A 14,515-nucleotide genomic window follows, 5' to 3' on the forward strand; every position below is an offset into this window, starting at 1 on the left:
ATTCATACTTAAGACTCTTTCTGATTAGGAGAAGCCTTTAAATTACTTCCCTCTCTTACTGGATCTTCTTTTACAAACTGTTTTGGTCGACGGTCCATGTCCCACCAAGGTACACGGATGAATACATCTTTTAGATCACTCCATTTTAATGGGCTAAGTGGAGAGAAATAGGGGACACCGAAAGATCTTAACTTACAAAGATGTGTTAATAAAACAATCGAGCCTAAAACGACTCCGAACAAGCCAAAGATTCCTGCAAGTATCATCATTGGAAAGCGTAATAGTCGAATGGATATAGCCAAGTTAAATCTCGGTATCGTAAAGGAAGCAATCCCAGTTAGAGAAACAATAATAACCATAGGTGCTGAAACAATCCCCGCCTCAACAGCTGCTGTTCCAATAACCAGTGCACCCAAAATACTAACCGCTTGGCCGATAACTTTCGGCAACCGGATGCCCGCTTCTCGTAAGGCTTCAAACGAAAGCTCCATAATTAACGCCTCAATAAATACAGGGAAGGGGATAGCTTCCCTACTTGCTGCAATACTTAAAAGTAGCGTTGTAGGAATCATTTCTTGATGGAAAGACGCAATTGCTACATAAAGGGCCGGCATTAATAAAGCAAGAAAAAGAAGGGTTACCCGTAATAAACGTAAGAAAACTGATATATGAAATCGTTGATAATAATCTTCACTTGCTTGTATGAACTGCCAGAAGCTTGTTGGTAGTATGAGTACAAAAGGTGTTCCATCTACTATAATGGATACTCTACCTTCTAATAAATTAGCAGCCACCGTATCTGGTCTTTCCGTATTTTGGATTTGTGGAAAAGGACTCCAAGTATCGTCCTCGATTAATTCTTCTATATATCCACTTTCTAATATTCCATCAATTTTAATCCGATCAATTCTAGCTAGAACCTCTTCAACTAATTGCGGAGGAGCAAGATTCTCCAAGTAAAGAATTGCTAACGATGTCTGCGTCTCGGTACCGACAGTTCTAGATACAACTTTTAAATGGTTAGAATGGATTTTTCGCCTTACTAATGATGTATTTACTCGGAGGCTCTCTGTAAACCCTTCACGTGGACCGCGAATAACTGATTCAGTATCTGGCTCTGAAATACTTCTGCTTGAACCACCTTTTGCACCTAATACTAATGCTTTATCAAATTTATCAACTAACAAAATAGTATTACCGTCTAAAATTTGCTTTAGAAGCTTTTTAAATTTATTTTCTTCAGTGACAGAATTAACTGAAATAATCTGTTCTTCTATGTAAGTCGTATCTAGCGCATCGGCTGGTGTTTGCTCCAACAGCTGCTGTATGGCATGAAGTTCAATTCGTGCTGAATCAATTAAGCCATCAACAAAAATGATATAAGCTTTATTTTTAGCTGTCGTTATTTGCCGGAATACTACGTCAGATGAGTTTTCAAACTGTTTCTTTAAGAATTTGATATTATTGTCCAGGTCAGTTGATATAGCTAAATCCATTGTTTCTGGTATCTTACTTTTACGATTGTGCTTTAGAATATTAAACAATCTTCTCATAATAGGTACCTCAATACATATTTTGGTTTACCTTTCCCTGATAGGAATATTTTTATCCTTAATAGGCCGAACCAGGGAATGAACGGGGACATTTCTTTTGCGTCATTGGGACAAAGGTTGAAGTGACAGGCACCTGTTATTATCTCCTACTAACACACTCACCAAACTCCCGCACAAACGCCATCTCCACCGTCCCCGTCGGCCCATTCTGATGCCTGGATAAAATAATCTCAATCTTGTTTATAATCGCGAAGAGGAGCGATTTGGTGTCTATGTTTTGGAAAAAATTTAAACCATGATGGGGAAAATTTCGGGGCTGTCATCTGTATGATATTTTGTTTTGTTTCTGTTTTTGTTTTGTTTATATAATGGGGCCGGATTGTGGTCCAAATTGTAGTTCATAATGGACCACAATGTGAGCTACAGTAAGAATTGAATATAAAAAAACATACGAAAAATGGACTAATGGGTTCGGATTTAGAGTACAAAATACGAAACAACATACCAATTAACAGAACAAGTCGCATAAGGTTTGGTCTGTTTTATCTATTATTATTGGTGTTTCATCTTTATTCGTTAAAAGAATTTTAGAGAGGAATATAAATTCTGAAAATACTCTAAATCTAAGAGTTTGTAAACCAAACGAGGTAGCGTTTGGTCCAACACTCGTTAGTACAATAAGAAGATATTATTACTTTTAGTTTAAAAAGATTGTTTTAGGTGTAGAAGCCATTCAAGAATATGAGGACAAGCTAGCAATCGAACTCGAAGAATATTTACAATCATTACGATTTATCGTGCACCAGACAACACCAAAAGAACGCCCACACTAGCTTTCACATTAAAAAATCATCATTCAAGAGACGTCACCAAGTGGTTTTTCGAGCAATATCGGATGTCCATTGCAGATGGGGACTTTTACGCATCTACAATGGCGGAAAAATTACAAGTGTATCCAAGCGGTGGGTCGATACGTATTGGTCTTGCTCCATAAAACACGAATGATGAAGTGGAGCTTTTTAAGGAGGGGATGGAGCGGTTTTTGAAAGGGAAAGTAGAGCAGGAATCTAACTCACTCTAAAGGGCAAAACAATCTTAATCTTCAACAATCACGGTAGATTGTTGAAGATTTTTTTTCATAGTCTTGTTTACTGCGCAGCAGTTGTTCTTCCTTTATATACGAACCTTTGCTTTAATAAGAAATTAAATTGGATTAAAAAAAGATAGATGGTGCTTTAAATTCTAATACTAAATAATCATCCTCCTCATAAATTCATTCTCGATTATTAAACCAGGTAAAAACTGATGAAAAAAAGAAATTACCCCCATGATTCCAGCAATTTGATCTGGGGAATAGATGTTAGCTAAGTAATTGTTGTCTATCCATACTGAATACGGCATCTCCTCCCGAGAAACATTTACAGCTTGATTTAAGATGGCTGATTTTAGAATTGTATATTCATTGGAACTTATATATGGCTTTAGGTGAGACCAGGTAACATGTAAAAATTTCGGATAGTTTGCTAGTGCTCGGTAATCACTTGCTACATCGAAAGAATTGTGAGTTTTGGCGACATCAAATAAAAGTGTTCTAAGGGAAATCGGAGCCTGTGGAATATGAACTAGATCAATATGGGGTATTTGACTATATATACCTGGTTGGATATGTCCTTCTATCGGTTTTTGTGTAGTGATGGGACGGTCTGCTAAACTTTCTATCAACAAACTCGCAATCAATAGCAATTTCGGGTTTACATATTGAAAAGTAGAGATAATATTATGAATATGATTAAGCGTTTGAGGATGATGATTTTTACTAAAATCATACTGAGGTACTGTTGTTAGGGCTGGAAATCGTAATTTATTCGCAGCAGTCTCCATGTTGATGGTCAACATGTTAGGTCTAACCTGTTGCCAAGCTATTGTTAAAAACTCTGGATAATTTGCTAATGCACGAAAGATAAAATTAACCAGTGGTACTTTAAGAACGTATTTAATATCCTCATACACTTCTTTCACAATCCCACCCGCATCCGACTCAAACACTTCAGGAAACCCATACTGCATCATTTCTTTACCACCTTTCTTTGGGAAATACTGAGAAAGAGTAGTAACAGGTCCTCTGTCCCTACTCTTTTTCAAAAGGTAATTCTGCTTGGGAGAAATGCGGGTACCTTTCTATATTTCGGTATGGCATATAAGGAGGAATTTCTACATTTGCGCGAGAAAGTGGTACTTCAATTTGATCTCCAATATCTGCACGATAGGGTGGTATCATTTGATTGATTTTAGCCAATTCCTCCAATGACAATCCATTGATTTCTGCAATATTCTCAAAGGTTTGGTTTTCAGAAATCATGATTTTATTACGTACTGGTTTAATTTTGCAGGAGCACTGCTTAAAAGTAGGCTGCTTTGATAACGGGTCTGTAAAATCAACAGTAAGTTCATTGGCAGATTGATTATTTTCCCACGTTCCATAATGGAAAGGAACGAAAATAAGTCCAGGTTGAACCGTGTCAACCACTCGAGCTGGAACTTTAATTGAACCTCTTGGGGAGGAAACTTTGACAAGTTCCCCTGGAATTATGCCTAAATTTTCTGCGTCTACAATATTTATCTCCGCATAGCCTTCGGGAGCTATCATTTGTAAATAAGGAGATCTACCCGTTTTCGTTCTTGTATGCCAATGCCAAACGAGTCTACCAGTAGTTAGCCAAAATGGATATTCCTCTCTTGGTTGCTCCAATGGCGGTACGTAATGGGTGCCATAAAGAATGGCTCTTCCGTTTGCTTGCATTGATTCAAACTCTTCTTTCGTCCTAGGTCTACCAGTAAATAAATCCTTCCCATAGCTCTGCGCATCATCGGGGAAGGTATGGAATTTAAAATCAGAATATAGCCTTGGAGTACCAAGTGGGTGCTTTTCATCAATTGGCCAACGTAGTCCATTATATTTTTTCAGCTTTTCATAAGTGGCAGCACTCATATCACTCGGCCTTCCTTTAGAGACTTTTTTCCATTCCTCGAAGCATTGTTCTGGTGTTTCGTAAGTAATTAGTGGTTTACCATCTTTGTCCTTAAAACCCATTCGTTTTGCAAAATCTAGTAAAATACCAAAATCACTTTTTATACCATTTGGTGGATCGACCGCCTTCGTTAGTAGATTAATTGTTCGATCTGCATTTTCCATTGTTCCTTCTTTTTCTCCCCAAATAGCTGGAGGAAGAACAATATCTGCCACTTCGGTTGTTTCGGTTAAAAAGGGATCCTGAACAACAACAAAGGTATTTTCAAATGCTTTTTTTGCTCTTTGCCGATTTGGTAAAGATGCCATTGGATTTGTATTGATGTTCCAAAACAAGCCAATTTTTCCTATTTCCATTAGATGAACTATTTCCTCAATACCCTTTTCTGGTCCAACTTCTAAGTCTGACGTGTTCACATTCCAAAGTTCTGCCATTTCCTTAATATGTTTCGGATTACCCGGGTTCCTGTTCCCTGGATAGGTACCTACGCCACCAACAGTCCGGTTCCCAGAAGAACTAGGTTGCCCCGCCATATGTAACGGCCCACTACCTGGCTTGCCGATTAATCCTCTTATTAAATGAATGTTATTAATAGCCACACAAGTACTAGTGGCATCCGCTGTTTGGTAAGCACCTTGAAGTGTGGTACATACCAAGGAGTTTGTTTTCCCTATAACTTGAGCAGCCATCTCAATGATATGCCCTGGTATTCCTGTTACTGTTTCTGCCATGGAAGGTGTCCAGGCTTCGGTAGCCCAATGAATACGTTCAAAACCAACTGTGTGTTTTCCGATAAAATCTTTGTCTACCCAACCGTTTTTTAACAGAAGATGGACGATTCCATTCAATAACGCCAAATTGGTTCCAGGCTTTAACTGCAAAAACAAGTCAGCTTCTTTAGCTGTGAGTGTTTTTCTAACATCAACGGCAATGATATACGGCTTTCCTGTACGGCGTTTTCGCTCCATAATTCGTTCGAAAAATACCGTGCCAGTTTCTGCTGGATTATGACCAAAAAACATGATTGTATCGGTTAAATCAACATCCTCAAACGAAGAAGGAACACCATCTGAACCAAACGATTGAAACAAGCACCACTCGGTCGTTGCGGTACACAATCTTGTATTCGCATCTAATAAATGAGAGCGTAAACCAGCTCTACCAATCTTAGCTATCGTATAGTAGGTTTCTAGTGTACCTTGACCAGTAGAGTAGAACGCTATCCCATCGGAACCAATCGTCCGAAGCGTTTCTTTTGTCCTCGTAACAATAAGGTTCATCGCCTCATCCCAAGAAGCAGGCTGCAGGGTACCATCTTTTCTAATTAATGGCGTTGTTAAACGGTCTTGGCTATTGTTAGCGTACCATTGGTTCTCCCCTTTCGGATCGAGTCGCCCTCGATTTATATCATGATCTTCATTCCCTTTTATCCCAACGATTTTGTTATCTTTTACTCCGATATAACAGCCACAACCAATGGAACAAATGTTACATGTACTATACACCCATTGGTCTATATCTCCTTGGCTGTATAAATTAATATCCACTCTTGATTTCTCCCAATTCAATAGTTAGCACCTACTTCCTTTCGATATAACGGTGGAACAATATATCTAGTATCTTCTTCCCCATAAATACCTTTAATATAAGGAACCAATCGCTCTAAGTCTTTCTGAATACTTTGATACAAATCTAACCGATGTTGAACAACGTTAGATGGCGTAATTTCCATCCAGATGGAAGCTCTTCCCCATTCCCGGATAAGTGGATCCAGAGCCTCGTCATCTCTGTAAAGAACAGAAAATAATTGTTTTAATTGATGAAGGTTCGGTTGGGATTGATGTAGGATAAGAAGAATCTGATAAATGACATGATTTGATTCATATAAGAGTGGTCTAATTCGTGATTCTAATGGGTTATTATTAATAGGAAAATTCGCGAGGATGTATTGGAAAATTTGATATGTTCGAGCAATAGTATAGTACATTTTAGCCCCCCTTTAAAAGATATTTGTTAAAACACAAATATACATTATAGGTATATGTTATGAATAGGCTTATATGATTCGTTATTGTAGCGGAATATAAACCTTAGTGTATTGTTCTAAAAATTTATAGAAAATACATCAAAAAATGGTTTATCTAGTGGTATAAAAATAACTATTCGATGCTTAACAAGTTAAAGTGATAGTATTCTTGTACTGCGCAGTAAATAAAACTGTTGTTTTTTTGTTTTGCTTATCCAACATTAGCGCCCATCTGCTTAACTCTACAAAGTCTTTTAAATGGATACCGACAATATAAAATGATGTTCAATACAACAAAGTTGTTTTTTTCTGTTAGAACAAGTTTGAATACCAAGTTGGAGAAATAATGTCGCCCATAATATTTATTTGATTTTCTCAGTCAATTCCAAAATAATTCCTTCTGGCCCACGAACGTAGCATAATTTATAAGTGTTTTCGTAATTTTGTATCTCACCAATAAGTCCTGCGCCTTTCTTTTTCAATTTGGTAACAAGGGCTTCAATATCTTCAACTGCAAAAGCAATATGCCGAAGACCCAGAGTATTTGCCAAAGAACGCTGTATGCCATTTTCATCTGATGGCGTGTGAAATTTTACTAGTTCTATATTCGCTTCACCGTCTGGCGTTCGCAACATTACAACTTCCTCTTTAACGTCTTGAAGCCCTATTATACGCTCTACCCACTCTCCTTCCACTTCTCCCTCTCCCAGCATTTCAAGGCCAAAGTCAAGAAAAAACGCTTTCGCGGCAGGAAGATCGTTAACGATTATACCAACATGATCTAATCGATTGATTTTCATATCCAATACCTCCTTGTTCCTAAGTTTATCACATATGTCTCCCAAAGATTTCTTCTCAATTGCTTAATAGCTTCAATTAGTTTAGGAGGTGCCATTCTTATTAGAACACGAATTACAGTAATTACATTGGCTGTAGATAGTTTAAAAATCATTGTATTTCTATGTGACGGTCTTGGTTTACATACTGAAGGTATAGTTGTAAGAAAGACGATACCTTAAAAGTAATCGTCCTCAGATTTGATCCTGTGACAGTATATTTATTCTGAGCAGTGATGTTCTTTCTCTTTGTGGAATTTTTAGTTAAATTCCATTAATTTGCAATTCACGCCGTTACCTGCTATAATAAAAATAATTATTTTTGTTCGGTGTAAAGGATATTATGAATATGGACTTTTCGTCTTTATGATACTTTTGGGCAAGAATAGTAATACAATGTGTGGTAACGCACTAGGAGGCAACAAAAATGGAAAAAGGTACAGTTAAATGGTTTAACGCAGACAAAGGATTTGGGTTTATCGAAGTAGAAGGGCAAGACGATGTATTCGTACACTTCTCTGCTATCCAAGGTGAAGGCTTTAAAACACTTGAAGAAGGTCAAAACGTTTCTTTTGATATCCAAGAAGGTAACCGTGGACCGCAAGCAGCTAACGTTCAAAAAGCTTCTTAATCCTAAAATGGTTTATAGAAACAGGCTCCTTAAATAGGGCCTGTTTTTTTAGTGGGTGCCTGTCAATGAACAAACTCCCGCACAAACCCAAGCTCTACCGTCCCCGTCGGCCCATTCCGGTGCTTAGACAAAATAATCTCAATCTTGTCCTCACTCCCCTCCTCATCCCGGTTATAATAACCATCCCGATATAAAAACATAACCACGTCCGCATCCTGTTCGATATTCCCAGATCCTCTCAAATCTGACATCAACGGCCGCTTGTCCTGTCTGGATTCGACTGCACGATTCAACTGGGACAGAAGTATAATTGGAATTTCAAGTTCAATCGCAAGCAGCTTCAACTCACGGGTGATTTCGCCTAGACTAATGTCATGCCGTTCGTGCTTATAATTTGGGATAATTAACTGAAGGTAATCAATGATCACGAGTGGATGGCTGTCTGGCGTTGCCTGTATCTTTTTCCGAATAGCATGGCGAATATCATGTAGCGTCGTTTTCTTATCCAAAATATCCAGCCTCCAACTTGAAATTTCTCCAACAGCTTGGGTTGCCTGTTCATAATCCTCATCAGAAAAGGCTGAACTCCGCCATTTTTGACCGTTGATGTGGCCTTCTGTAGAAATCATTCGCTGCAACAGCTGTTTTGTGCCCATCTCCAAGCTGAAAACAAACGCTTCCTGACCCTGTTTGCAATGACGGGCCGCTAGATTCAGGGCAAAAGTGGTTTTCCCAACAGATGGCCTTGCCGCCACGATGATTAAATCGCCTCTTTGCCAGCACCTGTCATGTCGTCTAGAGTTGGATAGGTTGATAAATACCCTGTCAGCTCATGGGTGGAAAACATATCATCCGATAACTCTATCAAATGATGATAAACCGATTTCTCCAGCTGATCCGCCTCACTCGTTTGGCACGTTTGGTGGCTTTGAATCAAGGTTTCGATTCCCTTATCGGTTGGATTTTCGAGATACTTAAGCGCCACCTCCCGCGCTTTACGAACTCGGTAGGCTTCCAAAACCAAGCGTTCGTAATGCTTGAGATTCTTCGTCGACGCAATTGATTCCGCCATTTTCAAGAGATAGGACGGTCCACCCACCTCCTGAATGTTATCCCCCAGATTCGTCGTCACCACGACGAGATCAATGAACTCCCCCTTATCAGCCGCCCGCTTCATCGCACGAAAAATTAACACATGCTCCCCATGGTAAAAGTGATCAAGCGTAAGCTCCAAGTCCTTAAACAACGCCCCATCCACTAAAACCGAACCCAGTACCGCCGTTTCCGCCTCATAATTCGCAATCGTCATGAGCCCTTCTCCATTACAAGCTTCATCATCCGCTTTTGAAACTCAGCCTTCCGCTTCGGCGAAACCCTCGCCGCCTCTTCCCGCCACCGCTTCACCTGCTCGATATACCCATTCCTCTCCGCCGGCACCACAGCAATATCAGCAATCGTTGGCGGAAAAGGATGACTCGCCACATAGTCCGCAAGCAGCCATCACCTGGCGATAGTTCATTTTCGTAAGCATCGGAATTAGCAGCTGAGCCTTTTGCTCCGTAATGGTGAATTTTGGGTACAATTCGGTGATACTCTCTAAAATTTGTACGGCCTCCTCATAAGTCATGACTCCTTCTCCTTCCTCAAGCGATCAAACAGCTCTTTTTTCGAATCGGCTTGTGAAAAATAAGTCATGAGTCTGTTTCCTCTGCTCTCGATTCTTTTCATGGGTCTTTAGCTGCTCTAGCGTCTCAATTTTCGCCCGTGACCATTCCAGCAAAATTTTATCGATGTAGTTGAAGGTCTTTCCCCCATTCCGAATGGCCAAATTAATCGCTGCCACCACCATTTCATCTCCCATTTCCGCACACCACTGCATCAGTTTTTCTCTGGCAATGAGACTTAGCTGACCAAGGTTTTGTTCAAAAATGGTGAAGGGGTTCTGTCCGTCCTGACGTCTGTTGACAGTCTCTTTTAAAGTCTCTTTTTCTTCTTTAAGATCTACATTCAAAGATGAGTCCTCAGATTGGTCCGAAAATGAAATCAATTCATAGACAGGAGCCTGTCCTTTTTTACCTGGTTGGTAGCGAATTCATTGATGCTCCAATAACAAATTTCTAGCGTTAGATATACTCTGTTTTGACAGCCCCGACAACTGCTGAACCACAGGATTTGGCGCTCCAAATTCCCCCTGGCTACCTGCATTCCATTTGATGATTACGAGGGTATGCCATAGTAGGATCGCACTGTTTGATAGATTGTGAGTCAATAACCAATCCCGAAATGCGCTTTGTTCTGTTAGTTGATTCATAGAAAACTCCTCTTTTCGATTTGGATTAGAATAGGTCAAATATCCTTTCTACTTTTATAATCGTGAAAAGGAGTGATTTGGTGTCTATGTTTTGGAAAAAATTAAACCGTGATGGGGAAAATTTCTAGGCTGTCGTCTGTATGATATTTTGTTTTGTTTCTGTTTTTGTTTTGTTTAAATAAAGGGGCCGGATTGTGGGCCTATTTGTGGTCCAGATTGTGGTTCATAGTGGACTACAATGTGAGCGACAGTAAGAATTGTATATAAAAATACACACGAAAAATGGACTCATAAATTTTCACGTGTTTGACTTATTTGTGTATTTACTTTTGTAGCTTTCATACATAATCTTCTTCACAAAAAACATGTTCATGGTTTTCGATACGTTCAAGTATTTTGGTGCACTTAAGAACAAAACCCGAATGATGCCGAGTTATACGCATTAATTTTGATTGCTAGAATATACAGAATAATGATAATATAAAGAACAATTAACTGTATCACCAGAAAGGATGATCCATATGACTAAACAATTCCCCATTGACCATGTACGTTCAAAATTCCCTGCACTAAAGCGAACCGTTGGAAATGCTACCATGGTTTATTTCGATGGGCCAGGCGGGACACAAATGGTGGACGATGCGGCAAATGCCATGTTTCATTATATTTCCAATGGGATGGCAAATCTGCATGGAACGTTTGTAACCAGCGTGGAAACAGATGATTTACTCGATGAAACCAGAAGTGCTGTTGCTGATTTGATTGCTTGTAAGCCAAACGAGGTAGCGTTTGGCCCAAATATGACCACCCTTGCTTTTTCCCTATCCAGAGCCCTTGCCTCCTCGATTACAGAAGGGGACGAAATTGTCTTAACCGAGTTGGATCATCGTGCCAATGTTGACCCATGGCTATCCATTGCCGAGGAGAAAGGGGCAAAGGTTCGTTTTATAAGGCTTGACCCTGAAACCTATACACTAGATTTAGATGAAATTGACCATGTCATTACCGAAAATACGAAACTAGTAGCCGTAGGGATGTCCTCCAATGTAACAGGAACGGTCAATGATGTGGAGACCGTCATTCAACGCGCCATACAGGTGAATGCCGTAACCATACTTGATGCCGTCCACGCTGTACCACATATTCCGATCGATTTTCAGGCATTGGAAGCAGATGTATTATTGTGCTCAGCCTATAAATTTTTTGGTCCACATGTAGGCATTGCCGTTATTCGTGAAAATCTGTTCAAAGAACTACCGATTTATAAATTAAAACCAGCTCCAGCTGAAATTCCATTTAAACTCGAAACTGGAACACAAAATCATGAGGGGATTGCGGGATTATTTGGCGCGATTCAATTTTTAGAACAGCTTGGCAGTGGAGAAACGAGACGCGACCGGATTGTTTCGGGTGTAGAAGCCATTCAAGAATATGAGGACAAGCTAGCATTAGAACTCGAAGAATATTTACAAGCCCACCCAGACATTACCCTTTATCGTGCTCCAGACAACACAACAAGAACGCCAACACTAGCTTTCACATTAAAAAATCATCATTCAAGAGACGTCACCAAGTGGTTTTTCGAGCAATATCGGATGTGCATTGCAGATGGGGACTTTTACGCATCTACAATGGCGGAAAAATTACAAGTGTATCCAAGCGATGGGTGGATACGTATTGGTCTTGCTCCGTATAACACGGTTGATGAAGTGGAGCTATTTAAGGAGGGGATGGAGCGGTATTTGGCAAGGATAGTTGAGGAGGAATCTAGCTCACTTTAAAGGGCAAAACAATCTTAATCTTCAACAATCGCGGTAGATTGTTGAAGATTTTTTTATTGCATAGAATGGTTGGTGCAACAAATAACTCTATTTTTATTATGTCTTATATGAAAAGATAATAGAAAACTAATAGTAATAATCACACCAAATTGTAAAAACAATCAACAATATATATGCCACTACAATCTTTACTTTTACTTCATAAAAGAGCAAGTAACTAATCAATAAATAGATGAAATATCCTACAAGCATAAAAGATACAGGCACTTTAAAAAGTATCGAAAATATAAGGAAACATGTAAGGACTATTACCTTTATCGTACTTGTTACACAAATAAGAAACGTAAGCCTAATTGACTTACGCCTAATTTATAAAACGTTTATAAAAATTAATATTTTGATGCTTCAGGACTCACATTCATTTGCCCGGTTTCGTAAAAGCATCTTTTCACGGGCATTCTGGGTCATTGCTGCCGATCGTTCAAATTCTGTACGTGCTTCATCGAAACGTCCCAGCTTGACTAAAAGATCCCCGCGAACGCTATGCAGTAGATGGTATCCCTTTAGGGAAGGTTCGGCACTCAACTTGTCGACAATCTGTAGACCAAATGAGGGACCAAATGCCATTGATATGGCAACAGCCCGATTTAATTCGACTATTGGCGATGGAGCTACCCTGGACAGTGCTTCGTAAAGGGCAGCGATACGGATCCAATCTGTCTCTGCTGCAGTAGGAGCTTCTGCATGACAAGCAGAAATTGCAGCCTGCAACGCGTAAGGTCCGAGTGTGCTATCAAGCTTCTTGCTGTATTTAAGTGCTGCCAGTCCACGACGAATCAGCAATCTATCCCAATTAGCGCGGTTTTGATCCATCAGAAGTACGGGTTCCCCTTTAGGGCCAATCCGAGTTTTAAGGCGCGAAGATTGAATTTCCATTAAGGCAACAAGGCCGTAAACCTCTGGCTCATTTGGAGTGACCTCGGAAAGGACGCGTCCTAGTCTTAATGCCTCCTGACATAGTAGCGGTCGAATCCATTGATCCCCAGAGGTTGCTGAATACCCTTCATTGAACATCAAATAAATTACCTCGAGTACATCAGACAAACGTTCTTTACGTTGTTTGCCTGTAAGTACCTCAAAAGCAACCTTCTTGGACCTAAGAATTCTTTTAGCCCGTACCACCCGCTGGGCAATTGTTGATTCAGCGACAAGGAAAGAACGTGCGATTTCATTTGTAGTAATTCCGCATAGCAGACGAAGCGTTAAAGCAACTCTAGCATCCTGTGATAATACTGGGTGGCAGGTCATAAAGATTAGACGAAGGAGGTCGTCATCAATCTCCCCATTCAAAGCATCATCTACATGATCCTCTTTATATAGATCCATACCATGAGCTATTTCTACGTATTTCTGATCACGCACCTTCCTCCTGCGTATTAAATCGACTGCACGCCGCTTCGCAGTTGTCATCAACCAAGCACCAGGATTGTCTGGAATGCCAATCTTCGGCCAACGTTCTAGGGCAATTACCAAAGCTTCTTGGGCTAGATCCTCTGCGTCACCCACGTCCCGTAAAATTCGGGTTAAACTGGCGATTAGTTTCGCCGACTCCATTCGCCATATCGTATCAATGGTTCGATGTGTATCGATTGAACTCACTCTTTTTTCGGATCCTCTAACTGCTTGTTAAGTTCTGCATCTTTTTCGAGCAATTCTGGATTCATCGTAAGGTCCTCCGCTTCATATAACGGCCTTAGCTCAATCTCCCCTTGTCCAAATCCATGAGGATCCGGATAACGATGTGCCCATTCAATTGCTTCTTCCCTCGATTTAACTTCAATTAGTGTATATCCCGCAATTAATTCTTTCGCCTCAGTAAATGGACCGTCTATCACCTTTGGCTTTCCTCCAGGCTCTGGATAGGAGATTCTAATTCCACTTGAGCTTGGCTGTAGTCCAGACCTATCGATTAAAACACCAGCTTTCGCTAATTCTTCGTGATACCTTTGCATGGCACCATATAGCTCCTCACTCGGCATAACCCTCTTTTCTGAATCTGTTGTAGCTTTAACAATGATCATAAATCTCATATGCGCTTACCTCCTACTTTATTTTGGGAAGCTTCGAATCCCGACAGCCAACCATTTCGGATTTTCCACTTCTACTTATACGACGAACTAACCTTGACTAAATTGACAGCAATGATAAAAAAACTTTCCATTCTCCTTAACAATTTCGCCGGCAGAAGGTAATATCCTTTTCTCCATATAGGTTCTGCATCACAAATAAAGAACTGGTAGATATTGATGACTAGAAAATAGTTTCGTATCCTGCTAGGAGTATTATTT

Annotated in this window: 14 protein-coding genes; 2 read left to right on the forward strand and 12 right to left on the reverse strand. The window is 39.9% G+C overall.

The genetic code is table 11. The annotated features are described in order from the left end of the window. Positions 1-8: 8 nt before the first annotated feature. From GH754_RS15005 to GH754_RS15025, 5 genes are all read right to left on the reverse strand, one after another. Positions 9-1,553, reverse strand: coding sequence for a spore germination protein (locus tag GH754_RS15005; RefSeq protein ID WP_153729501.1), 1,545 nt, complete (start codon positions 1,551-1,553; stop codon positions 9-11). 1,248 nt (positions 1,554-2,801) lie between these two features. Then, positions 2,802-3,623 carry a halocarboxylic acid dehydrogenase DehI family protein gene (locus GH754_RS15010; protein WP_153729502.1) on the reverse strand — a complete coding sequence of 274 codons (822 nt, stop codon included), beginning with the start codon at positions 3,621-3,623 and terminating at the stop codon, positions 2,802-2,804. Positions 3,624-3,681: 58 nt separating this feature from the next. Then, positions 3,682-6,129: a molybdopterin oxidoreductase family protein gene (locus GH754_RS15015; protein WP_323742048.1), complete on the reverse strand. Its 2,448-nt coding sequence runs from the start codon at positions 6,127-6,129 to the stop codon at positions 3,682-3,684. 17 nt (positions 6,130-6,146) lie between these two features. Next, positions 6,147-6,569 carry a hypothetical protein gene (locus GH754_RS15020; protein ID WP_153729504.1) on the reverse strand — a complete coding sequence of 141 codons (423 nt, stop codon included), beginning with the start codon at positions 6,567-6,569 and terminating at the stop codon, positions 6,147-6,149. 401 nt (positions 6,570-6,970) lie between these two features. Continuing rightward, a complete protein-coding gene (locus GH754_RS15025) occupies positions 6,971-7,408 on the reverse strand; it encodes a VOC family protein (protein WP_153729505.1) in 438 nt (145 codons plus the stop codon). A gap of 463 nt (positions 7,409-7,871) precedes the next feature. Here GH754_RS15025 and GH754_RS15030 point away from each other — a divergent pair, with 463 nt between their 5' ends. Further along, positions 7,872-8,075, forward strand: coding sequence for a cold-shock protein (locus GH754_RS15030; protein WP_153729506.1), 204 nt, complete (start codon positions 7,872-7,874; stop codon positions 8,073-8,075). 62 nt (positions 8,076-8,137) lie between these two features. Here the strand turns inward: GH754_RS15030 and GH754_RS15035 are convergent, their stop codons facing one another. From GH754_RS15035 to GH754_RS15055, 5 genes are all read right to left on the reverse strand, one after another. Beyond that, a complete protein-coding gene (locus GH754_RS15035; protein WP_153729507.1) occupies positions 8,138-8,830 on the reverse strand; it encodes a replicative DNA helicase in 693 nt (230 codons plus the stop codon). Between the two features lie 5 nt (positions 8,831-8,835). After that, positions 8,836-9,384, reverse strand: a complete 549-nt coding sequence (locus GH754_RS15040) for a DnaB-like helicase N-terminal domain-containing protein (protein ID WP_153729508.1) — start codon at positions 9,382-9,384, stop codon at positions 8,836-8,838. Positions 9,385-9,522: 138 nt separating this feature from the next. Then, the gene (locus GH754_RS15045; protein ID WP_153729509.1) at positions 9,523-9,702 is read right to left on the reverse strand and encodes a hypothetical protein; all 180 of its coding nucleotides are present in this window, start codon (positions 9,700-9,702) and stop codon (positions 9,523-9,525) included. 24 nt (positions 9,703-9,726) lie between these two features. Then, entirely contained in the window at positions 9,727-10,086 is a 360-nt protein-coding gene (locus GH754_RS15050; RefSeq protein WP_194841373.1) for a DnaD domain-containing protein, read from the reverse strand. A gap of 81 nt (positions 10,087-10,167) precedes the next feature. Next, on the reverse strand, positions 10,168-10,386 hold the full coding sequence (locus GH754_RS15055) for a hypothetical protein (RefSeq protein ID WP_153729511.1): 219 nt from the start codon (positions 10,384-10,386) through the stop codon (positions 10,168-10,170). A gap of 521 nt (positions 10,387-10,907) precedes the next feature. On the opposite strand from GH754_RS15055, the gene GH754_RS15060 reads away from it, so the two are divergent. Further along, positions 10,908-12,167, forward strand: a complete 1,260-nt coding sequence (locus GH754_RS15060; RefSeq protein ID WP_153729512.1) for a cysteine desulfurase-like protein — start codon at positions 10,908-10,910, stop codon at positions 12,165-12,167. A gap of 405 nt (positions 12,168-12,572) precedes the next feature. Here GH754_RS15060 and GH754_RS15065 read toward each other — a convergent pair whose 3' ends face one another. Beyond that, the gene (locus tag GH754_RS15065) at positions 12,573-13,826 is read right to left on the reverse strand and encodes an RNA polymerase sigma factor (RefSeq protein WP_323742049.1); all 1,254 of its coding nucleotides are present in this window, start codon (positions 13,824-13,826) and stop codon (positions 12,573-12,575) included. Then, a complete protein-coding gene (locus tag GH754_RS15070) occupies positions 13,823-14,257 on the reverse strand; it encodes a YciI family protein (protein WP_153729513.1) in 435 nt (144 codons plus the stop codon). The genes GH754_RS15065 and GH754_RS15070 overlap by 4 nt, the downstream gene beginning before the upstream one ends. Between the last annotated feature and the right edge of the window lie 258 nt (positions 14,258-14,515).

The sequence above is a fragment of the Salinibacillus xinjiangensis genome (genome assembly GCF_009649735.1).
Taxonomy (GTDB): Bacteria; Bacillota; Bacilli; order Bacillales; family Alkalibacillaceae; genus Salinibacillus; species Salinibacillus xinjiangensis.